Raw genomic sequence first — 21,088 nt, forward strand, 5'->3', positions numbered from 1 at the left:
CGTCAGGGAACCGGGACCGGGGCCACCCCCGGCTTGCCCGCCAGGATCCATGCATAGACGCGGGCGATCTGGCGGGCCTTGGCGTCCCAGGTGAAATCCCGCAGCGCCCGGTCCCGCCCCGCCCGCGCTATACCCGGCAGGACCGAGGGATCGGCCAGCACCCCTTCCAGGGCGGCCCGCAGATCCGCCACGATCCCGTCGCGCGGCCCGATGGGGATCTTGAAGCCGGTGGCCTCGGTCACCAGTTCGCCCGGCCCGGCGTAATCGACCACCATCGGCACCACGCCGAGCGCCATCGCCTCCAGCACCACGCCGCCGCCGAATTCGCGGATCGACGGAAAGGTCAGCAGGTTGGCCTGCGCCGCGACATCCTGCACCGCCTGATGCGGCAGGTTGCCGTGAAAGGTCACGGCGTCCTCGATGCCCAGCTGCCGGGCCTGGTCCTGCAAGCCCGCCCTCATCGGCCCGTCGCCGATCACGTCCAGCACCAGCCGCCCGGCCTGCGCCAGGGGGGCGATGGCGTCCAGAACCATGTCCGGCCCCTTGTAGGGGACCAGCCGGCCGATGAAGCAGGCGCGCAGCGGGCCGGACAGATCCTGCGGGGCCAGCTTGTTGAAGCGGGCCGGGTCGATGGCGTTTTCGGGCAGCCAGATCGTCTTGTCGCGATAGCGGACGGGGATTTCGGATTCGGTATGGCGCGACCCGGCCAGGATCGCCGCCGCCGCCGCCAGACTGCGCCCGCGCAGCGGGTTCAGCTTGTAGGCGCCGCGCAGATAGGACAACCATTCGCGTTCCCGCCGCCGTTCGGCGTCGAACCCCTTGGGCCAGGGCACCCCGCCGTTCAGCGGGCCCAGCACGAAGGGCACCCCGGCGGCGGCGACCTTGGCGGCGATGGGCGAGGCGACGGTCGGCGACAGGGGCGTCACCCGATGCACCAGGTCGTATTCGCCCCCCCGGATACGGTCCCCGAAACGCTGCCAAGCCAGACGTTCGAAATAGGGATAGGACAGCGCGTTGATGGCCGTGGTCATGGTCCATCCCTTGCCCTTGCCCATTCGCAGGACTTCGGCCAGCCGGTGCAGGGGTTTGGCGATCGCCTCGCTGTCGATGGCGGTGAAATCCCGGCCCTCGACCAGGCCGGCGCGCAGGATCGCCTCGCGGTTGCGGATCTGGGTGACGATATGGACATCGGCCACCTGCCGCAGGGCATTGGCCAACGACCAGCCGACCAGCGGGACCGAGACCCATTCGGGATTGGCCGCCTCGGCGATGACCAGGACGCGGGGGCGGGATGGAGGCTGGGCGGTCATGCCCGGTCCCCAGCCAAGGCCGCGGCCAGCGCGTCGGCGCTGCGCCGGGCACTGAAATCCGCCACGATCCGCTGGCGGGCGGCCTTGCCCAGCGTCCGGCGCAGGGTCGGATCATCCATCAGTCTCTCCATCGCATCGGCAAGGGCGTGGGGGTTCTCGGGCGGCACCAGAAGTCCATCGCGTCCGTGGGTTATCAGTTCCTTGACGCCGCCTGCATCAGTGCCGATCACTGGCAGTTCGCAGGCCATTGCTTCCATATAGGCAACACCCAAGGCTTCATTTCGGCTGGGCAGGACAAAGCCATCCGCCGCATCGAGTTCTTGGCGCAAGAGAACTTGGTTGATCGAGCCAAGCAGGGTGATTCTGTCACTGACATCAGATCGAGCCAGAGCAGCCTCGACCTCGCGCCGGTATCCGGTGCCGCCATGGTCGTCCTCTCCGGCGATACGGATTCGAAAGCCCAGCATCGGATGCCGACGATGCAGGATTGAGGCAGCCTCGATCAGAATATCATATCCCTTGATCCGATTAAGCCTGCCGCATGAAAGCCACAGGAAAGGATCGGGGCTGTCCGGGCGCGGGGCTGCGGGCGGGCTGAACTGGTCGGTGTTCACCCCCATCGGCACCACCCGCACCTTGTCCATCATCGCGGGCATCACCTGCGCCACTGCAGCCCGCAGGGTTTCGGTGATGACGAAGACGAAGGCCGCGTCCTTCCATTTGAACGGCTGGTCCGGCCCGTAATCCGACAGCGGCCCGTGCAGCACCAGGCTGTAGGGGATGCCAGAGATCCGGTGGCACAGCGCGGCGATCAGGGCGAAATTCGCGCAGGAATGCACATGCAGATGCGAAAGCCCCCGCGCCCGGCAGATCCGCGCCAGGCGCAGGGCCATCAGCACGAAAGCCCAGGCCTTGGGCTGGCGCAGGATCCGGCGGGTGTCGGGATCCGCCGCAAGGCGCGGCAGGGTCCGGGCCAGATCCGGCAGCAGCCGGGCCAGTTCCGCCTTGGGAACCGGGTAAAGCTGGATCGCCCCCGCCTGTTCCACCCAGTCGTGCCAGACAGGCTTGGGCGCCAGACGGGTCGAAACGATCTGCGCGCCGATCCCGTGAAAGGCGTCCAGGGCCTCGATTTCGCGCCAGAAGAAGGAATGGGTCTGGCCCGGAAATTCCGGGATCAGGACGGCGATCTTGCGAGGGGCGGTCATGCGGAGCTTCCTTCCCGGAACAGCGCGGCCAGCTTTCCGGCCTCTTGCGCGATGTCGAATTCGGCCAAGACACGTTGCCGCCCGGCCGCACCCATGTCCGCCGCGCGGGCGGAATCGGCCAGGATGGCGCAGACCGCCGCCGCAAAGGCTGCCGCGTCGCCCGGCGGCACGATCCGGCCCGAGGTGCCGTCCTCGACCAGTTCGGGGATCCCGGCGATGCGGGTCGCGACCACCGGGCGGCGCGCGGCCATCGCCTCCATCAGCACGACCGGCACGCCTTCGGCGAAGGAGGGCAGCACGAAGACCGCCGACCGGGCCAGGGCAGCGGCCACCTCGTCCTGGCTTTGATAGCCGGTGAAGCGCACCGCATGGGCCAAGCCCAGCTGCCGCACCCGGTTCTCCAGCAGGGTGCGGTCCGGCCCGTCGCCGATCAGCGTCAGGTGCGCCTGCGGATGGGCCGCCAGGATCGGCGCCATCGCCTCGATTAGGATCGGCACGCCCTTGGCCGCGGCCAGCCGCCCGACGAACAGCAGCCCCTGCCCTTCCGCAGGGGGCGCGTCATAGCGGGCGGGTTCGACCCCGCAATGGACGATGTGCAGTTTCGGCCAGTCCCGGACCGGGCTGGCCAGCATCGCCTGCGACCGGCAGTAATGCGAGATGCAGGCGACAAAGACCGCATCGGCGATCTTGGCATCCAGCCGCCACCGCGCCGGATCGGTGAAATCGGCAGGCCCGTGCAGGGTGAAGCTGAACGGGATGCCCGCCAGCCGCGCCGCCAACAGCGCCACGGTGCCGCTGGCCTGGGCGAAATGGTTGTGCAGATGGGTGACGCCCTGGGCCTTGAGATGCTGCGCCAGGACGGTGGCTTCCAGGAAATAGAACAGCTGGTACAGCGCCGCCCGCAGGCCCGGCCCGCGCATCGACCAGGCCTTGCGCAGGGTGCGCAGGTAAAGGCCGGGCCTTTTCAGCGCCGCGACCTGGGCGCCGATCAGGCGGCGCGGGTTCTTCGCCGCCTCCAGGATGTTGAAGGTCGCCTGCGCCTCGGCCCGTTCGGCGGGACCGCGATGCTGATCAGGGGGGGATCTCCGGACCGAACAGGTCAGGATATCAAGCCCCTCTGCGCGCAGCGCCGCTACCTCCCGCAGAATAAAGGTATGCGAGACGGTCGGATAGGAACCGACCAGATAGGCGATGCGGGGTGGCATGAGGTGGCGACAACTCTTGAAAACCATTCGGCGGCATCTAAGCGGAAAATGCGCGGCAAGGCCATGGTTGCCAGGAGAAGGGATTATCCCCAAGGTCCACGACGCTGGTGAAAGGCGGCCCGACAAGCCATAGTCGCGGCATGTCCCGCATCAAGAGTTCGCCCATGCCGACCTGGTCCCTTGTGATTCCCACCTATAATCGCCGCGATGTGCTGCTGCGGGTGCTGCCGCTGGCCTTCGGACAGACAGTGCCCCCGGTCCAGGTGGTGATCGTGGATTCCTCGCAGGACTGGGAAGTGACGCGGCAGGCGGTGCAGGATCTGGCAGCGGATTATCCTGCTATAAGGCTGGACTACCTTCAGGCAGAGACGCCGTCCTCGGCCACGCAGCGCAACCAAGGGGTCGAGGCGGCTCTCGGCGATATCGTCGTGATGATCGACGACGACAGCTTCCTTTACCCCGATTATGTCGAACGGATCCTGGCGGTCTATGCCGCCGACAGCCGAGGCGTGCTGGCGGGGGTCAATGGCGTGAACGTCCCTGTCATGCCCGATGCCCGAGCCGCGACGGGCCTGGCGCGCAAGGCCGACAGCCAGGCAAAAGTTACGGGGCTGCGCGACCGGGTGATTCGTTACCGCCTGGGCCGTTGGATCAGCACCCGGATCCTGTTCCAGGACATGCACGCGCTGTTCCTGAAATACGAGGGCGAGCGGCCCTTGTCGGTCCCTGCGGATTTCGCACATCTGGATGTCACTCCGATGACCTTCATGTCGGGCCACGGTCTCAGCGTGCGGCGCGCCGTCGCCCTGGCCGAGCCCCTGGATCGGTCGCTGCGCTATTACGCGGCATCAGAGGATCTGGACGCCTCCTATCGCTATGGCCGGCACGGCATCCTGCTGCGCGCCAACGACGCCCTGTTGCACCACTTCGAGGTGGCGGGTGGCCGTGTGAAACGCCGGACCGCCACGACCTTCCAGTTGCTGAACATGCTGGTCTTCATCAAGCGCAACGCGGATCGGCCCGACGCCTGGCTGGGACCCTATCGTCGGATGCTATGGCGCCGCCTTCTGGGCGAGGCGATCAAGGACGCCCTGTCACGCCGCTGGAATTTTCCGCAGGCGCGTGGCGTGCTGACCGCCATGCGCAACTGGCGCAGGGTCTGGAAAACCCCCGTCGAGGAACTGGACGGGTGGTATCCCGGCCAGCAGCGCGCGATCCTGGACCGGCTCTGACCTCAGCTTGCGCGGACCAGAGTGCCGCCCCTATTGCGAACCTGTCATGCGTTTTTGAAACTGGTCCTCGGTCAGGCGCTCGATCCCGAACCGGTCCAAAGCTTCGAGGACGATCTCGGACGGGGTCTTGCCCGCCTCGCCGGCGGCAATGTCCAGGCCGCGACGAACATCGTCGGGCAGATCGATGGGGGGTGATGCGCTTTGCATGGGCAGGATCCTTCCGGGTTCTGCTATCGAACAGAGCTTGGAGCAACAGAGTTCCGCCCGATGGGCGCGTCCGGTCGCCGCGCGTCAGGAGGCAGGACAGCAAGCTTTTTCATGCTGCAAGCGGTTCGTGGCTGGCGCTTTGCGACAGGGACCGGATACTGTGGAAGTCTCGGCCCGAAGTTCCGCGACGAGCTGCTGAACGGCACCATATCTACCCGCTTGCCGAACCGCCGGATGGATTTTAAGGACTTGAGCTGCCCCAGGAGGTAAGTGGGATTAGTATGATAAACCGTATTCCTTTCAACAAGCCTTCGGTGGTCGGGCGCGAGTTTTCGTTTCTTGAGGAAGCTCTCGAACGGGGCCAGCTGTCCGGAGACGGCCACTTCACCAAGCGTTGTAACGAACGCATCGCCGAACTGGCTGGTTCGCCCGCTGCGCTGCTGACCCACTCTTGTACCGCCGCACTCGAGATGGCGGCCATCCTGTGCGACCTGAAGCCAGGGGATGAGGTCATCATGCCCTCGTTCACCTTTGTCTCCACGGCGAATGCCGTTGCCTTGCGCGGCGCCACGCCGGTATTCGTGGATATCGATCGGCGCAGCCTGAATATCGACCCCGACAAGATCGAGGCCGCAATCACGCCGCAGACCCGTGCGATCTTCGCCGTCCATTATGCCGGCTTCCCGGCCGAGATGGACCGCCTGAACCAGATCGCACAGGCCCACGGCCTGATGGTGGTCGAGGACGCGGCCCAGGCGCTCGGCTCGACCTACAAGGGACGGCCGGCCGGCAGCCTGGGAGACATCGCCGCCTTCAGCTTTCACGAGACCAAGAACATCATCAGCGGCGAAGGCGGCGCCCTTACGGTGAACCGCCAGGATCTTGCCGAACGGGCCGAGATCATCAGGGAGAAGGGCACGAACAGGTCGCGCTTCCTGAGAGGCCAGGTGGACAAGTATACCTGGGTCGATATCGGCTCGTCCTTTCTTCCCGGCGAACTGGTCGCGGCCTTCCTGTTCGCCCAGCTTGAACAGGAAGAAACGATCCGCCGGACCCGCCTTGGCCTTTTCGACCGTTACCGGAACGCTTTCGCCGATCTGGCGCAGCAGGAGCGGGTCGTCCTGCCCTGGCACCCTGACGACGTGACCGGCAACGGCCACATGTTCTATCTTCTGATGCGGGATATCGACGACCGCGATGCGCTGATCGGGCATCTGCGCGAGGCCGGGATCATTGCCCCGTTCCATTATGTCCCCCTGCACAGCGCGCCGGGCGGACGCCGGTTCGGACGCGCCGAGGGCGAGTTGCCCGTGACCGACGACACCTATTCCCGCCTGGTCCGCCTGCCCCTGTATTTCACGCTGGGCGACGAGATCGACCGCGTGATCGATGTCACGCGAAGCTGGCTAGGCGTGAATGCCTGAGGTCTGAAGAAATGGCTTACCTTTCGGAAGATGCGCTGCGCGCGATGGGCTTCGCCGAGCTTGGCGTGAACGTGAAGATCAGCGACAAGGCGGCCATCTATGGGGCCGAGCAGATGCGGATCGGCGACAACAGCCGCATCGACGATTTCTGCGTGGTGTCGGGGACGGTGACGATTGGGCGGAATGTCTATATCGGGCCCTTCGGCCTGATCGCCGGCGGCATGCCCGGCCTCATCTTGGAGGACTTTGCCACGCTCGCCTATCGCGTGCAGGTGTTCACGCAGTCCGACGACTACAGCGGCGAGACGATGACGAACTCCACTGTCCCGAAGGACTACAAGAAAGAGATTTTTGCGTCGGTTCGGCTGGGAAGGCACAGTATCGTCGGCGCGGGGGCGACCATCATGCCCGGCGCCGACCTTGCTGAGGGAACATCGGTGGGCGCCGCGGCACTGGTGCTGAAGCCTACGGAACCATGGTCCATCTATGTCGGGAACCCGGCGCGAAAGCTTCGCGACCGCAAGCGTGATCTGCTGGAACTGGAACGTGAATATCTGGCCAAGGAAAATCAGCTTGGCCGATAAACGAAACTACATCGTCTACACGTTTCCCTGGGACGAAAAGAATGGCGGCGTCATCTTCATGCACAATCTGGTGCATGAGCTGAACCGGATGGGGGAACGCGCTTTCCTGTGGAAGGCGGCGTCGATCTCCAAGCAGGGTCGCCGTCAACGCCTGCGCAACTGGCTGCGCCCGGAACCGATGGTTACAAACCCGCTTCTGGACACGCCGGTCGCGCAGCGGCGGGATCTGTCCGCAGACTCGATCGTCATCTATCCCGAGCTTGTGCAGGGCAATCCGCTGAAGGCGCGGCACGTCGTGCGATGGCTTCTCTACAAGCCAGGCCTCCTGCATCCTTTTGATTTCGGACCCGACGAGATGTTCTTTCGTGTCGGTCCGATAACGGACCTGCCGGGGATCACCGGGGGCGCACCGGACCTGCTCATGTGGAAGATCAATCCGGCTTACCGCAACGAGAACCGCCCCGACCGCAAGGGCGTCTGCTACATGGTGCGGAAGGGAAAGGACAAGCCACGCATCCCGGAAACGGAAGCGCCTGATGCAATCCGGATCGATGGCCTGTCCCATGCCGAGATCAACGACATCTTCAATCGCTGCGATACCTTCTATTCCTATGACGAAGCGACGATGTATTCGCAGTTCGCCGCGATCTGCGGCTGCACCAGCGTGGTCGTGCCGGGCATGTTCGCTTCCAGGGAGGAATGGGCAGGACAGCATCCGAACGGAAGGCTTGGCATCGCCTATGGGACCGATCCCGCCGAACTCGACCATGCCCGCGCCACCCGCCATCTGCTTCTGCAGGACCTGCAGCGGAAAGAAGAGGAAAGCCTCGAGACCGTCCGCAATTTCGTGACCCTGACCCGCCGACGCTTCTGGGCATAGGGCATCGGCCTTATCATCTTCCGTTCGTCCCGAACACGTCTTGCGCCGTCCAGACATCCGTCAGAGCGGGCGCCGTCGCGCGCGACATCAGGACGAAGTCGCGCAGCACTTCCCAGTTCGCCCAGATCGCCAGAGCGGCGAAGGCGAGACCGACCAGGGCAAGGACCGCATCCCGGCGCAGGTCGGTGCCGTTGTGGCGGCTGAGGAAGAATTGTTGCAGGGGATAGATGGTGATCACGATCAATCCGCTGACCAGCAGGATGCCGAACAGCCCCAGCAGCCAGAAGCCCACCAGCATATAGACAAGGGTCAGCACGGCCTGGATCACCGTCAGGGTCGCGAAGTCGCGCGAATTCCCCTCGGCCAGCAGAAGCTGCGCGTTGCCCCTGATCAGCGCGCCGGGAAAGGCCATGATCGACAGGATGACCATCATCGGCCCGGCGGCGGCATAGCGCGGGTCGTAAAGCAGCCCGATCAGCCAATCGCCGATCACCGCCAGGCTGCCCGACATGACGATCAACGTGCCTGCCAGCAGCATTCGCGCCCGCCCGATCCGGCGACGGCTCAATTCGCTCTCGGAAGGGCGGATTTCGCGATAAAGGGGGAACAGGATCCGGCTGGCCAGCATATCGCCCAGCATCCCCGGAAAGCTCGCCATGAAGAAGGCGATGTTATAGACCCCCAGATCGCCGAAACCGACCAGCTTGCCCATCAGCACCTTGTCGCTCTGGTTGACGATGAAGCCTGCCAGCGTGCTGAGGAAGATGTAGCGGCCGAACGACATCAGGGCCCGCGCGGCCGACGGATCCCACCGCAGCCGGTTCGGCACGCCCGGCATGAAGACATGTCCGGCCAGCATCCCCAGCAGGCCGCTGAACAGCGAGCCGATCACCAGTGCCCAGACCGAGGGCCAGATCCAGGCAAGGGTCACCATGACCAGAATGCCGACGCATTGGGTGGCGAGGCTGATCACGGACTGCTGCCCCAGCCGGAGCTGGCGGTTGGCCACCACGGTCTTGGTGGTCTGGAAACCCGCGATAAGCGCCGTCAGCCCCACGGCCGGCATCAGCGACAGCAGTTGCGGCTCGTTGTAGAATTGGGCTGCGGGCCAGGCCAGCGCGCAGGCGCACAGCCACAGGATCACGCCCCGTCCGATCTGGATCGTCCAGGCGGTATTGAGGAAATCCGGATCCTCGCCGCGCCGGTTCTGGATGATCGAGGGGCCGATGCCGATGTCGGAAAACATCGCCAGCCCGGTCATGAAGGTCTGGACCAGTGCCATCAGCCCGAATGCTTCGGGAAACAGCAGCCGTGTCAGGATCAGGTTCGAGCCGAGCCGGATCAGCTGCTGCGCGACCGTGGTTCCCAGGCTGATGGCGACGCCGCGCATCGCACGGCTGCGCAGCCCCTCGCCCTGAAAATGTCTCGACAGTTTCAATATCTAAACCCTAGCCGCGTTTTGCGTCCGACATACCACCAGGCCGGCGGGTTCACAGCCTTCTTGAGCCTGGCAAGCAGGATTTTTGGCGCTGCCGGCTCAAATGAGCGATTCCCTCGTTCCGTCCACGGGGCAGGCGATCGCCCAGAGGCCGATACCCCGCGCCCGCCGGGTTCTCGTCATGCAAACAGCAGCGGGCGTATGACCAGCCGGATGAAGTCGCGGAAAAAACCCTTCGGCGCACAAAGCCTGTGGCCGCGCAACGCCGCCAGCGGCGCATTCAGTCCTGCCCCTGCCATCCAGGCCAGGCCTGCCGCGACGGCCCCGGAACGGCCGCGGGTCTTGAGATAGTAAAATCGCCAGGAATCGTACCAATAGGCGGGCTTGGCCTTGCGGACAGGACCGCTCCGAACATCGGTGGCCATGCCTTCGGCATGCCTGACGCGAGCGGCAGGAACATACAGAACCTCATGCCCCGATTTTCGCATGCGAAACATCAACTCGACCTCTTCGTAATAGAGGAAGAAATCCGGGTCGAAGCCATCCAGGGACCGCAGCACCGGCAGGCGCATCATCACCGCCGCGCCCGAAACCCAGTCGACCGGACCGTCGGAATGATCGGCAGGCAGGGCGACCTTGCTGTCCTGGAACAGCCGGGTCAGAGGGCCGAAATTCACCGCCTCGACGAATTCGCTGCGCGCCGAGGGAAAGCGGAAGGCGGCCGAGACCGGCACGCCCGAAGGCAGGGCGATCCCCGCCCCCGCCGCTGCCGCCTGCGGTTCCGCATCCAGGCGGTCGGCCAGGATGGCGATCGCGTCGTTTTCTAGTTGCGCGTCGGGGTTCAGCAGGAAGACGTAATCGGGCGGTGCCGGGCTGTCCCACAGCGCGCGCAGAACAACGTTGTTGCCGCGCCCGAAACCGTGATTTTCCTTTTCCAGCCACAGGGTGACGCGCGCGCCCCATCCGCGCGCGGCATGGGCCTCGGCCAGCACTGCGCCGTCCCCGCCGGGCGAGGCGTTGTCCAGCAGATGAACCTGGACCGGATGGGCGCCGTGATCGCGCGCCAGGACGCTGTCCACGGCGGCGATGGCCAGATCGGCGGTTCCATAATTGACGACGATGACGGCGACGGAAGAAGGCATGATGACGGCTATCGGAACAAGGGCAAGGAACGGGCGGAGGACTTAGCGCCCTGATAGCCGAAAAATCCGCACGGCTCCCAGGGAAATCAGCGCCGGTCCGGACCATTCCAGGGCGGTATTGGCGCGCAGGCTCAGGACCGGCAGGCCCATGGTCAGGCCCAGAAGCCGGTCGATATGGTGAAAGCCCACGGCGCGCATCAGCACGAAGGTGCAGACAAAGACAATTCCCAGGGCCGGCAGGGCGCTGCGCGGCCAACTGCCGCGAAGCATCCGCAAGAGGACCGCCAGGAAGACCGCCGCCAGCAGGGCCAGCACGATCAGGAAGCCCAGTTGCAGCAGGCGCCGCTGCCCGTACCAGCCCTGCGCCAAGGCCAGGCAGCGCCCGGCCGCCGTGACGGCCGATTGCAGGTCAAGCTGCTTGTTGACGGCCAGCGCCAGCAATAGCAGCAGGGTCAGGCCCCAGAAGGCCCGTTCCCGCGCCCGCGTGGCGGGGGGAAAGCTTGCGCGGCCGGCCCGGAAGGCCAGGGCGGCGGCGGCCAGGTAAACCAGCACCGTCGCCCAGCCTTGCCAGGTCGGATCGCCGATCGTCGGCTGCCACCGCGCGAAGACGCAATCCAGCATTCAGGCGCCCTTCGTCCTGACCCAGCCCAGGAACGCCCGGTCGGCACTGCGCAGCCGGGCCCTGCCGGTCGCCGCCCACCAACCGCGCCATTCCGCCTGAAGCGCATGGACATCGGCGCCGGGCATCAGGGCGCGGACCTGGTCCAGGGTCTCGGGGCGCAGATGCGGGCCTTCGCCCGGCTCGATCACCGAAGCGCGGGGGATGACGCGCAGGATGTCGCCCGGCTCTTCGGACAGGAGGTAATCGGGCAGGCGGTTCTCGCGGATCATCTCTCGCAGCATGGCGCGGAAAACGCGGGTCGGGCTGGTCGAGCCGGTCTTCTTGGCCAGGGTGACGACGGACACGGACCATTCCGCCTGGCGCCCGCAATGCTTGCGCGCCAGTTCGTAGATCCGCCGCTCGAGCGGTTTTCGCATGCGAAAATAATCGCGGCTCAGCGTCAGGACCGACCGGGACAGGACCGCATTGAACAGCCATTCCGACAGGGTGATGGTAACCGAGATCATCCGGCCCGCGCGGGTCTTGCGGACGATCTCCCAGGCCTCGATCAGGCCGAAGCCATGGGTGATGTCCTGACCGCCGGTAACGATGTTGGTGGTGATGCGGGTGCCCGCCAGCCGTTCGAAGGCATCGCGCAGCCGCTTGTAGCCATCGCCCGAGGTTTCGCGTTGGGTGGCCTGCAACAGGTCATGGGCGGTCAGCGACAGCCGGCGCGACACGGCCCGGCCCTGGTTCAGCGCGGCCATCAGCTGGCTGATGCAGAAGATCAGGATATCGGCATCGAAGATCGTCGCCCGGCCCTTGACGCTGGGGGTCACGGTCAGGGTGGCGCCGTTATGTTCATAGCTCACCACCCGACGGTCGGGCCGCGTGGACAGCGAAAAGATCGGATGTTCCATCGAGGCAAGGTCGTGCTTGGGCACTGCGGCAAAGAAATCGCAGACGAAGAAATCCTGGACAAGGCCCGTCCCGGCCAGTGCCGACGCCTGGGATGATCCGGCCATGCCTCCTTGCCCTTCCTGTCCCATTCCGCGGCCAAGGCCCCCAGCCCGACCGGCTTCGTCGTTTCATTGACGTCATCCTAGTTATCCACAAGCGGCCCGTCCAGCGAGTGCCATCCCCAGGGCGGCGATTGTTTCGGGGGATCGGATTCGCCGCGACGTGGGATCAGAGTCGCCTTATCGTGGGATCGGATTCACCAAAGACCGAAAGAGCCTCGAAAACCGTCCATAAAATCAGCAGGATGCACAGGATCGGGACAAAGTTTCCCCAAGCTTAACTTAATAATAACTGGATTCTAACACGTCAGGACTGGTGAAATTGCAACAGAGCCGCAGGAAGATGCGGGGTTTTTCCTGGAAAACAGCAAAGAGATTGCGAAAATCCGTGCATGTATCGACTTTACGGGTATGATACCGAAAAACCGGCACATGAGGCGGATCTGCGATGAGCGGCCAGGACGTTCCCCCCTATTTCAACATCTCGCCCGATCGCGCCCTGTCGATGCTGGACGAGCCGACCGGCACCGAAGGCCTGGCCCGGATCGCCGCCAATTATCGCCGCGGTCGTCAGGATCTGGTCGGCCGCGGCCTGGAGGAAAACGGCGCCCGCAAGCTGCGGCTGTTCTCCACCTGGGAGATCACGCGCTATCTGATCCCGGTCGCGCCGCAGCATTTCCGGCGCGTGCTGCGCCAGAATCCCGACCTGCCGCAGGGCCGGTCCGAGACCGAGGGCGGCGCCAAATGGTTCACGCTGGACGAGGTGCAGCGGCTGCGCGCCCATTTCGGTGCCGAAGGGTCGAAGTCCAAGGAATACCTGCCCTATCGGCCCAAGGGCCTCCCCGCCAAGATCGTGGCGATAGCGAATTTCAAGGGCGGCGTCGGCAAGACAAGCACCTGCGCGCATCTGGCGATGTCGGCGGCGCTTGACGGCTACAAGGTGCTGATGATCGACCTTGACAGCCAGGGATCGCTGTCCTCGATCTTCGGGGCGCAGGTCGAGGATGAATGGCAGACCGTCTTTCCGCTGCTGGCGCGCCATTACGCCGAAACGCTGCGCATCGACAATCAGCGCCGCATCGACCGGGGCGACCCGCCGGTGGCCCTGGACGACAGCCTGTCGGATGCGCTGAAGATCACGGCGGGCGACCTGATCCGGTCGACCCATTGGCCGAATATTGACCTGATCGGCGCGCAGTTGAACCTGTACTGGGCGGAATTCCAGATCCCCGTCTGGCGCATGGCCTCGCGCGGGTGGAAGCTGTGGGACGCGCTGACCGAGACGCTGGCCGCCGACGGGGTGCTGGACCGCTACGACCTGATCTTCCTGGATACGCCGCCGGCGCTTGGCTATCTGACCATCAACGGGCTGGCCGCGGCCGATATCGTCCTGGTGCCCTTCGGGGCGTCCTTCCTGGAATTCGAATCCACCGGACGCTTCTTCGACATGCTGCATTCGACCTTCGCCAGCATCGAGGACAGCGAGAACGTCGCCGCCCGCGCCCTGGGCCGGGACGAACTGCATTTCGAATGGGATGCGGTGCGCGCGGTGATGACGCGATACGATGCGGGCCAGCAGGCGGAACTGGCCGGGCTGATCCAGTCCTATCTGGGATCCACCCTGTCGCCGCACCGGCAGGACTTCACCGCGCTGATCGGTCAGGCCGGCGAACAGGTCCATGGCATCTACGAGGCCGATTACCGCGACTTCAACCGCGAGACCTATGCCCGCGGCCGTGAGACCTTCGACCGCACCTATGCGGCCTTCAAGTCGCTGCTGCTGGGCATCTGGCGGCGCGAGGAACTGGCGAACCGACATGGCTGAGTTTCGCATGCGAAACAATGAGGGGAAAGACTGATGGCCAAACGCAAGCGGCTGAGCGCCTTTGGCATGGTGGCCGGGGACGAGACGGACGGCCATTCGGCCCCCGTTCCCCCCGTGGCGCGCATCGCGGCCGAAACCGCCACCCAGGCCGCCCTGGAGGAACTGGCATCCGAATTGCGCCAGGCCCGCGACAGCGGCCGGCTGGTGCTGGATCTGCCGTTGCCTTCGGTCAAGGCCACGCATCTTCAGCGCGACCGGATGCATATGGACCCCGAGGACATGGCTTCCCTGAAGGCCAGCATCCGCGACCGGGGCCAGCAGGTGCCGGTCGAGGTCGTGGCCCTGTCCGAAGGGCAATACGGGCTGGTTTCCGGCGCCCGGCGGCTGGCGGCCCTGACGGCGCTGCATGGCGAAACCGGGGACAGCCGCTTCGCCTCGGTCAAGGCCTTGCTGCGTCCCTTCGAGGCCGCGCCCGAAGCCTATCTGGCCATGGTCGAGGAAAACGAGATCCGCGCCGACCTGTCCTTTTATGAACGCGGCAGGCTGGCCCACGAGGCCGCGCGGCTGGGCGTGTTCGACAGTCCGGCCGCTGCGGTACGGATGCTGTTCCAGCATGCCCCCGCCCCGAAGCGGTCAAAGATCCTGTCCTTCGTGGCCCTGCACGAGGCCTTGGGCGACGCGTTGCGCTTTCCCGAGGCGATTCCCGAAAAGCTGGGACTGGCCCTGGTCAAGGCCATGCAGGGCGATCCCGATCTGGCCGGGCGGTTGCAGGATCGCCTGAAGGCCGCAGCGCCCGACAGCGCCGCCCTGGAACGGCATGTCCTGGAAGCCGCGCTGCGGCCCGATAGCGCGGGAAAAACCCAGCCTCAGCCGGAAAACGCCTTCCAGGATGTCGTCGCAGGAATCCGGTTAAAGACAAGCCCCGGCCGGGCTGTTCTGACCGGACGGGGCGTAACCGAAGCGTTCCTGCGCAACCTGCATGATTGGCTTCAGGCGCGATAGGGTTTCGCACGCGAAACTTTCGCGTGCGAAAGCTTATCAGATGGGATCGTCCGTCACCTGCGGCATGGCAGCCTGAAGATTGGACCACAAGGTCTTCAAGACCGCATCCTGGGTATAGTCGATGAAATCGGCGTCGCCGGAACTGCCGGAGCGGATCTGCCCGCTGCCCTTGCCTGCGTCGCCGACCACCAAGACCACTTCGTCCCTGACATAATCGACCCGGATCAGGGCGTCCTGGTTCTTGGCAAGGCCGGTGACGGCGATGTCGTCGAAGGATCCGATGATCTGGTCGGCGTCGATCAGCGTCCAGGTGCCGCCCTTCTGGGTGTTCAGACCTGCCAGGTTGATCTTCAGATCCCCATCCAGGCGGATGCCCGAGGTGACCTTCGACGTGTCGAAGGCGCCGGAATAGAATTCCGAGATCTTGCCTAGCCCGGTCGCGTTGGCGACGAAGGACAGGGTCGCGTCGTCATGCAGTTGCAGGGTGGCCGTCTTGCCGTCGCCGCCATCGAAACCGACCTTGGCCTTGCCGCCGGTGATCTTCAGGCTGCTGCCGGCTGCCAGGTCGAAGCGCGCGCCGGACGTGGCCAGCAGAAGTTGCGCATCCTGGGTCGCCTCGATCGCGGTCTTGCCCGCGAAAGAGCCGGTATTGGCAAGCCGCCCGCCCGCAAGCTCGATCGTCAGCAGATCCTTGTCGCGATAGCCGTCGATCCAGACCTGGCCTGCATTGTCGATCTGCAACAGGTTGCCGGTCTTGCCGGTCGAGATGTCGCCGGTGATCTCCAGCTTGCCCGAGGTCGCTTTCAACTGGCCGAAATTACCGAAGATGAAGTCGTCGACGGTCACGGTCTCGGCCCCGAACAGGACGCGGTTGCCGCCCAGGTCGACGCTGTCGCCGTCCTGGGTGCCCGGCAGATCCTCGGTCGACCAGTTCAGCCGGTTGTCCCAGCGAAGTCCGTCGGCCCGGTCATCAGGCGTGAAGCGCACGACCTCGGCGGTGTCGCGCAGGGTGGTGTCCAGGCCGAAGCCCTTGCGGAAGAAGGCATTGATCACATCGGCATCGACGACCTCGTCCAGCTTGCCGTCGGCCTGGGCGCGCAGATAGTTTGCCAGGTCGGAAATCGTGGCGGTCTTCTTGCCTAGCAGATCGGCGGTGAAGTTCTGGATGGTCGTCTGGTCCAGGACGGCTGCGGACAGGCCGGCCGTATTCAGGGACGTTCCCGCCTTCCCGCCACTGGTCCAGTTATAGACGATGGTGTCGTTCACGAAGCCATCGGTATTGGCCAGCGCCGTATGGACGATCTTCTTGAGCGCCTGTTCGGCCGGATTGTTGGGATCGGCCAGATGAGCGATGATATTGCCGATCAGCGAATTCTGCTTGCCGAAATTGTCGATGCCCATCGACAGCGCGCCATCCAGGATCGAAAGCTGCCTGTATCCGGCCGATGTGACGATGTTGCCCAAGGCCAGAGTATAGCTGTGGCCCCCGAAGAAGTTCAGGCCGGCATTGTTGTCGATGAAGGCATTGTTCTCGATGACTCCGCCCGGACGGATCTGGGCGCCGAAGGACGAGCCGCGCATGAAGATGTTGTCGCGCACCGTCACGTCGAGGTTGTCGTTCTGGACGTAAAGGTTGTGGTTGAATTTGCTGGGCGGCATGGCCGCCGATGTGGACATGGCCGGATCGTATCCATCGGCCCAGCCGTTATGGTCGAAGAAGTTGCCGCCCAGGAAAACGCCGTCGCTATTCGCCACATAGACGCCCGAGACCCTGTTCGCGCCCGCGTCCCAGATCTTCCCACCGTTGAGCGGCTTCAGGCGTGCCACGTCGATGATATCGGAATCGACCAGCGAGAAGTTCTTGACGTTTTCCACGGACATCCCGTCCAAGGTGACGCTGATATTGTCGAACAGCAGGTTCTCGCCCAGCAGCGCATTGACATTCGTAGCGTCGATATTCTGGATGACGACGTGGCTGACCTGATCCTGAAAGATCTTGATCGTACCCCTGATCAGCGGATCGTCCCCCTGGCCATAGGCGCCGATATACATCGGGTTTAGCGCGCTCTCGCCCGAGGCGCCGCGGGCCACGACCTGGTTGACATCCCCATAGTCATAACCGCGCTCGAACAGCAGCCAGTTCGAATTCGGGCCGGCCGAGCGCCCGGTCGAGGCATACCACAATTCCATGCCGATCTTGGTATCCAAGGCCTTGTCGGGCGTGGCGCCGTATTCGGGATGCTCCAGCAGCCACTTTCCCGTGACCTTGCTGACAGCGATGCCTTCGGCCTTCGCGATTTCCGCGGCCGTCAGGCCGTGGGCGCCTTCGGTCACATAGACCTTGCGGTGGTTCTCGCCATGCTCGACCACGGCGCGGCCATCTGCGCCGGTTTCCAGCATGTAGAAATCGCCTTTGCCCCAGCCGTCCGGTTCCTGGCCCGCGACCACGTCGACTTTGGCCTGGACCTGCTGGGTCTTGCCGTTCTGATAGGTGATCTCATAGCTGAAGGCGGTATCGGACTGATTGTCCGGATCCTCGCTCAGGACCAGGGACAGGGTCTTGTCAGGATTGACGCTGACATGACCATGGCTGGTCTGGGACAGGATCTTGATGCTGGCGATCCCGCTGTCCGTCGGTTCGATCGTCAGGACGCGGCCTGCCTCGGCGGTCAGGTTTTCGGTGCGCTGAGGCAGTGGCGTGGGTTCGGGATCCGGCGTCGGGACGACGGGCGGCTCGGGTTCCGGCGTTGCAGGCGGTTGAAAACCGGTCTGCTTGTAATAGTCACTCATCGCCTGACCCAGAAAGCCCGACGAGGCGGTGATATCCGGCAGGGCGATGGCCTTGGTGCTGGTCACCGCGATCGGCACGACAATCTGCGAGGCGTCCTGGACCTCTAGTTCCTGGACACGGGACGCAGTGCCGGTGGACCCGATCAGTCCGGGCAAGGCAACAAGCAGATCGCGCAGCAGCATTCGATGAATTCCTTTGGTAGCGGGCGTGGAGAAAGCGAACTAATCGGTACAGTTCACGATGGCTGCCGGTGTGTAGAAAGGATTCACACGCACAGGTAGAGAAAAAGTTAACGTCGGCAAATTCCTGCCCTTGCCGTTGCGTCACTTTGCATCTTGACCATCCTGAAACGGCTTCGGGACGATTGCGGATCGCCCCTTGGCGGAAACGGGTTTCCTGCAGGACGGGATCGTTCTTGGCATGAATGGAACATGATCGCCCGTGAAGAAAACCTGTTGGCCACGGAAGGGCCAGATCTTTTTCTGGTTAAAGTAAAGAATCTTTGTAACAATAGCTTAGATGAAGACTTCAAGGAGCCTGAAAGGCGGGCGAGGTCGGCTTCTGGGATGCTTGGAAAGTCTGGGACAGACCTGCGGGACCGATTGTCCCGATTGCGGGAACACTGAGGAAAAGCGCGATTTTCAGGCAGTATGAAGCTGTCGGACGTTTTCAGCCGATTTGCAACTTTCGGTTGATTGGCCATGCGGGTCACAACTTTGCAAGCCGGAAATCCGGCCCGAATCCTGGCGCGTGCTTCATTTTCCGCCGCCAGGCTGCGTTGGACATCGTCTAGTGGGCGGGTGAAAAGCGCGCGAAATCCCTGATCCTGCAAGATGGGTTGCATGCCCTGCCCGCCATCAAGACAGCGGTTGTATCGGTCGGGCTTTTGGGCCAGTGATGCGGCGCAATCCGGCCCGCATCGGGCTGCTTTCGGGCCGTGGCACCATGACAGACACCGACCTGACCATCGTCATTCCGGTCTTCAACGCGGTCGCTCATCTGGATGACCTGAACGAGACCATCCGGTCCATTCCCGGCCTGCGAATCCAGGCGATCTATGTCGATGACGGGTCCACGGATGGCAGCGATGCCCGGATCCGGAATCTTGCCCTGGACTGTGCCGATACCCTGGCGCTGTTCCAGCCGGTGAATGCCGGGGCAGGGCAGGCGCGCAATCTGGGCTGGAACCATGCGCGGGGCCGCTATGTGCTGTTCTTCGATGCCGATGACCGGCTGCACGGCGACGTCATCGCCCCCACGATCGCGCGCATGGACGCCGAACCCGATCTTGACGTGGCTGTCCTGGCCTATCGCAGCGAACGCCAGGACATCGCCCATTCCACCGGCATGCTTCCCAAGGACTCTGCCGCGTTCGAGGCGTTGCTGAAGGGCGCGCCGGATGCCTGCGGGTCGCCCGAGGATTTCGCCCGATTGCTGGTCGTCACCAACTATCCCTGGAACAAGATCATGCGCACCGCCCGTTATCGGCAGACGGGCCTGCGCTTTGGCGCGACGCGCGTGAACAACGACATCCTGGGCCACTGGCATGCGCTGATGTATCCGCGCCGGATCCTGCTGTCGCGGGCCGAGATCTGCACCCATGTCGTTCACCCCGGCGGTTCGAACCTGACCAACCAGCAGGGCGTCCTGCGATTGCAGATGTTCGATGCCCTGGACGAGCTTTACGACTTGCTGCTGTCAGAACCGGACCTGCGCCGCCAGTATGCGCATTTCTTCTGGGGCTTCGTGCTGACCCTGTACAAATGGGCGCGCGACAAGATCGCCCCCGAGGCGCGCAGCCGTTATAACCGGCGCATGGACGACCTGATTGCCCGCATCGACCTGGTGGACTTCGCCAGGATGCGCAATGGCCGCGCCCCAGGGGTCGCATCCGAACTGTCCGACATCCTGCTGAACAGGTAGAATTCCCCTTGCCCAAACTTTCGGTCATCGTCACCGCCTACAACATCGAAAGCTATATCGCGCAGTGCCTGGACAGCGTGATCGGCCAGACCATGACCGATATCGAGATCATCGTGGTCGATGACGGATCGACCGACAGCACGGCTCAGATCATCCACGATTATGCCGGGCGCGACGACCGGATCCGGCCGATCCTGTTTGAAAGGAACACCATCGGCGGCGTCGCCTCGGCGGCGAATGCGGGGCTGGATGCGGCGACCGGCGATTATGTGGGATTCGCCGATGGCGACGACATCTGCGACACCGACATGTTCCGCAGGCTTTATCAGGCAGCGGTCGCGGCGGACGCGGATCTGGCGATGTGCCAATACCGGCTGCTCGACGAACAGACCGGGGTCTTGGCGGAACCTGCCGACAGCCACCGCTGGGCCGGCATCGGGGCGACCGCCATCCGGGATCTGGAAGGCGACCCCGAAGGCGCAAACCGCAAGTGGCTTCTGGAATTCGTCGCGGTGCCCTGGCGCAAGATCTATCGCCGCGCCATGCTGGAGCGCGAGGCGATCCGTTTTCCGGTCGGCGACTACTTCTATGAGGATAATCCCTTCCACTGGTTCGCGGTCCTGTCGGCCAACCGGGTGGCGCTTGTTCCGCAGGCGCTGTGCCATCACCGGGTGGCGCGGGTCGGTCAGACCATGGCCACGGTCGACGACCGCCTGCTGAAGATCTTCGACCACGAAGCGACGATCCGCGCCTGGCTGAAATCGCATGGCCGCGACGATGTCTATGCGCCCGCCCTGCTGACCTGGGTGCTGGCGCAACTGTCCTGGGTCAGCCTGCGCGCCGAGGGAGAGATGCAGCGCAGGCTGTTCGACAAGCTGGCCCCGATCGTGCAGGGCTATTCGGACGGCGTCGTGGACGGCGTGGCGCAGGGCCATGTCCGGGGGAACCGTGCCGTAACCATGCTGCACGCCCTGCGGCGCAAGGACTTTGCCACGTTTTCGCGGGCGGCGGGCTATCGCCTGGCGGAAAAGTCGCTGATCGGCCTGGGTCTTCATCATCTGCGCCATACGGGCCTGCGCCACACCGCCGGGATCACCGCCCGCTTCCTGCGCAGTCGCGTGTCGCGCGGCCGCGCGGCCATGGCCGCCTATTCCCTGCCGGTACCGAAGGGACGGCTGGCGACGAAGCTGTCGGACATCCAGTTCTCCCTGGCGATCCTGCAACGCCGCCTGGATTCGCTGGAGCAGGAATTGCGCCAGTTGCGCCAGGACCGCCCCAAGGATGACGACCGGGCCTGAAG

At 64.4% G+C, this 21,088-nt stretch carries 17 protein-coding genes; 8 read left to right on the forward strand and 9 right to left on the reverse strand.

Going from position 1 to position 21,088, the window contains the following annotated elements; all coding sequences use genetic code 11:
* Positions 1 to 2: 2 nt before the first annotated feature.
* Genes PARHAE_RS20165 through PARHAE_RS20175 form a run of 3 tightly spaced genes read right to left on the reverse strand, consistent with a single transcriptional unit; the run spans position 3 to position 3,720 of the window.
* Positions 3 to 1,310 carry a glycosyltransferase family 4 protein gene (locus PARHAE_RS20165; RefSeq protein ID WP_126156291.1) on the reverse strand — a complete coding sequence of 436 codons (1,308 nt, stop codon included), beginning with the start codon at positions 1,308 to 1,310 and terminating at the stop codon, positions 3 to 5.
* Positions 1,307 to 2,515, reverse strand: coding sequence for an exopolysaccharide biosynthesis GT4 family glycosyltransferase EpsE (gene epsE, locus PARHAE_RS20170; RefSeq protein ID WP_126156292.1), 1,209 nt, complete (start codon positions 2,513 to 2,515; stop codon positions 1,307 to 1,309). The genes PARHAE_RS20165 and epsE overlap by 4 nt, the downstream gene beginning before the upstream one ends.
* Positions 2,512 to 3,720, reverse strand: coding sequence for a glycosyltransferase family 4 protein (locus PARHAE_RS20175; protein WP_126156293.1), 1,209 nt, complete (start codon positions 3,718 to 3,720; stop codon positions 2,512 to 2,514). The genes epsE and PARHAE_RS20175 overlap by 4 nt, the downstream gene beginning before the upstream one ends.
* 140 nt (positions 3,721 to 3,860) lie before the next feature.
* Between PARHAE_RS20175 and PARHAE_RS20180 the strand changes: the two genes are divergently transcribed.
* Entirely contained in the window at positions 3,861 to 4,952 is a 1,092-nt protein-coding gene (locus tag PARHAE_RS20180; RefSeq protein ID WP_126156294.1) for a glycosyltransferase family 2 protein, read from the forward strand.
* 30 nt (positions 4,953 to 4,982) lie between these two features.
* Here PARHAE_RS20180 and PARHAE_RS21270 read toward each other — a convergent pair whose 3' ends face one another.
* Positions 4,983 to 5,159 (reverse strand): hypothetical protein, encoded by a 177-nt coding sequence (locus tag PARHAE_RS21270; protein WP_164555335.1) that lies wholly within the window; start codon positions 5,157 to 5,159, stop codon positions 4,983 to 4,985.
* 281 nt (positions 5,160 to 5,440) lie between these two features.
* Here PARHAE_RS21270 and rffA point away from each other — a divergent pair, with 281 nt between their 5' ends.
* Genes rffA through PARHAE_RS20195 form a run of 3 tightly spaced genes read left to right on the forward strand, consistent with a single transcriptional unit; the run spans position 5,441 to position 8,047 of the window.
* Complete coding sequence (rffA, locus tag PARHAE_RS20185; RefSeq protein ID WP_126156295.1) at positions 5,441 to 6,583, forward strand: dTDP-4-amino-4,6-dideoxygalactose transaminase; 1,143 nt, start codon at positions 5,441 to 5,443, stop codon at positions 6,581 to 6,583.
* A gap of 11 nt (positions 6,584 to 6,594) precedes the next feature.
* Positions 6,595 to 7,167, forward strand: a complete 573-nt coding sequence (locus PARHAE_RS20190) for an acyltransferase (RefSeq protein ID WP_126156296.1) — start codon at positions 6,595 to 6,597, stop codon at positions 7,165 to 7,167.
* Entirely contained in the window at positions 7,157 to 8,047 is an 891-nt protein-coding gene (locus PARHAE_RS20195; protein WP_126156297.1) for a hypothetical protein, read from the forward strand. The genes PARHAE_RS20190 and PARHAE_RS20195 overlap by 11 nt, the downstream gene beginning before the upstream one ends.
* Positions 8,048 to 8,060: 13 nt before the next feature.
* Here PARHAE_RS20195 and PARHAE_RS20200 read toward each other — a convergent pair whose 3' ends face one another.
* The 4 genes from PARHAE_RS20200 to PARHAE_RS20215 all read right to left on the reverse strand — a co-directional run bounded on the left by PARHAE_RS20200 (position 8,061) and on the right by PARHAE_RS20215 (position 12,253).
* Positions 8,061 to 9,485 (reverse strand): oligosaccharide flippase family protein, encoded by a 1,425-nt coding sequence (locus tag PARHAE_RS20200; protein WP_126156298.1) that lies wholly within the window; start codon positions 9,483 to 9,485, stop codon positions 8,061 to 8,063.
* A 179-nt stretch (positions 9,486 to 9,664) separates the two neighbouring features.
* A complete protein-coding gene (locus tag PARHAE_RS20205) occupies positions 9,665 to 10,627 on the reverse strand; it encodes a glycosyltransferase family 2 protein (protein ID WP_126156299.1) in 963 nt (320 codons plus the stop codon).
* Positions 10,628 to 10,669: 42 nt separating this feature from the next.
* A complete protein-coding gene (locus tag PARHAE_RS20210) occupies positions 10,670 to 11,248 on the reverse strand; it encodes an isopropylmalate isomerase (protein WP_126156300.1) in 579 nt (192 codons plus the stop codon).
* A complete protein-coding gene (locus tag PARHAE_RS20215) occupies positions 11,249 to 12,253 on the reverse strand; it encodes a replication initiator protein A (protein WP_126156301.1) in 1,005 nt (334 codons plus the stop codon).
* 442 nt (positions 12,254 to 12,695) lie between these two features.
* Here PARHAE_RS20215 and PARHAE_RS20220 point away from each other — a divergent pair, with 442 nt between their 5' ends.
* Together PARHAE_RS20220 and PARHAE_RS20225 are read left to right on the forward strand one after the other, a co-directional pair.
* The gene (locus PARHAE_RS20220) at positions 12,696 to 14,072 is read left to right on the forward strand and encodes an AAA family ATPase (protein WP_126156302.1); all 1,377 of its coding nucleotides are present in this window, start codon (positions 12,696 to 12,698) and stop codon (positions 14,070 to 14,072) included.
* A 33-nt stretch (positions 14,073 to 14,105) separates the two neighbouring features.
* The gene (locus PARHAE_RS20225; protein ID WP_126156303.1) at positions 14,106 to 15,074 is read left to right on the forward strand and encodes a ParB/RepB/Spo0J family partition protein; all 969 of its coding nucleotides are present in this window, start codon (positions 14,106 to 14,108) and stop codon (positions 15,072 to 15,074) included.
* A 36-nt stretch (positions 15,075 to 15,110) separates the two neighbouring features.
* On the opposite strand, the gene PARHAE_RS20230 is transcribed toward PARHAE_RS20225, so the two are convergent.
* Positions 15,111 to 18,047: a right-handed parallel beta-helix repeat-containing protein gene (locus PARHAE_RS20230; protein WP_126156304.1), complete on the reverse strand. Its 2,937-nt coding sequence runs from the start codon at positions 18,045 to 18,047 to the stop codon at positions 15,111 to 15,113.
* 763 nt (positions 18,048 to 18,810) lie between these two features.
* Here PARHAE_RS20230 and PARHAE_RS20235 point away from each other — a divergent pair.
* Both PARHAE_RS20235 and PARHAE_RS20240 read left to right on the forward strand, forming a co-directional pair.
* Entirely contained in the window at positions 18,811 to 19,788 is a 978-nt protein-coding gene (locus tag PARHAE_RS20235) for a glycosyltransferase (protein WP_164555336.1), read from the forward strand.
* Between the two features lie 8 nt (positions 19,789 to 19,796).
* Positions 19,797 to 21,086, forward strand: coding sequence for a glycosyltransferase family 2 protein (locus PARHAE_RS20240; RefSeq protein ID WP_164555337.1), 1,290 nt, complete (start codon positions 19,797 to 19,799; stop codon positions 21,084 to 21,086).
* Positions 21,087 to 21,088: the final 2 nt, after the last annotated feature.

The sequence above is a fragment of the Paracoccus haematequi genome, from assembly GCF_900631945.1.
Classification (GTDB): domain Bacteria; phylum Pseudomonadota; class Alphaproteobacteria; order Rhodobacterales; family Rhodobacteraceae; genus Paracoccus; species Paracoccus haematequi_A.

Excerpts from the sequence above, each read along its gene's own strand:
- PARHAE_RS20165 (WP_126156291.1), bottom strand. The coding sequence starts at position 1,310 with ATGACCGCCCAGCCTCCATCCCGCCCCCGCGTCCTGGTCATCGCCGAG.
- epsE (WP_126156292.1), bottom strand. The coding sequence starts at position 2,515 with ATGACCGCCCCTCGCAAGATCGCCGTCCTGATCCCGGAATTTCCGGGC.
- PARHAE_RS20175 (WP_126156293.1), bottom strand. The coding sequence starts at position 3,720 with ATGCCACCCCGCATCGCCTATCTGGTCGGTTCCTATCCGACCGTCTCG.
- PARHAE_RS20180 (WP_126156294.1), top strand. The coding sequence starts at position 3,861 with ATGTCCCGCATCAAGAGTTCGCCCATGCCGACCTGGTCCCTTGTGATT.
- PARHAE_RS21270 (WP_164555335.1), bottom strand. The coding sequence starts at position 5,159 with ATGCAAAGCGCATCACCCCCCATCGATCTGCCCGACGATGTTCGTCGC.
- rffA (WP_126156295.1), top strand. The coding sequence starts at position 5,441 with ATGATAAACCGTATTCCTTTCAACAAGCCTTCGGTGGTCGGGCGCGAG.
- PARHAE_RS20190 (WP_126156296.1), top strand. The coding sequence starts at position 6,595 with ATGGCTTACCTTTCGGAAGATGCGCTGCGCGCGATGGGCTTCGCCGAG.
- PARHAE_RS20205 (WP_126156299.1), bottom strand. The coding sequence starts at position 10,627 with ATGCCTTCTTCCGTCGCCGTCATCGTCGTCAATTATGGAACCGCCGAT.
- PARHAE_RS20210 (WP_126156300.1), bottom strand. The coding sequence starts at position 11,248 with ATGCTGGATTGCGTCTTCGCGCGGTGGCAGCCGACGATCGGCGATCCG.
- PARHAE_RS20215 (WP_126156301.1), bottom strand. The coding sequence starts at position 12,253 with ATGGCCGGATCATCCCAGGCGTCGGCACTGGCCGGGACGGGCCTTGTC.
- PARHAE_RS20220 (WP_126156302.1), top strand. The coding sequence starts at position 12,696 with ATGAGCGGCCAGGACGTTCCCCCCTATTTCAACATCTCGCCCGATCGC.
- PARHAE_RS20225 (WP_126156303.1), top strand. The coding sequence starts at position 14,106 with ATGGCCAAACGCAAGCGGCTGAGCGCCTTTGGCATGGTGGCCGGGGAC.
- PARHAE_RS20230 (WP_126156304.1), bottom strand. The coding sequence starts at position 18,047 with ATGCTGCTGCGCGATCTGCTTGTTGCCTTGCCCGGACTGATCGGGTCC.
- PARHAE_RS20235 (WP_164555336.1), top strand. The coding sequence starts at position 18,811 with ATGACAGACACCGACCTGACCATCGTCATTCCGGTCTTCAACGCGGTC.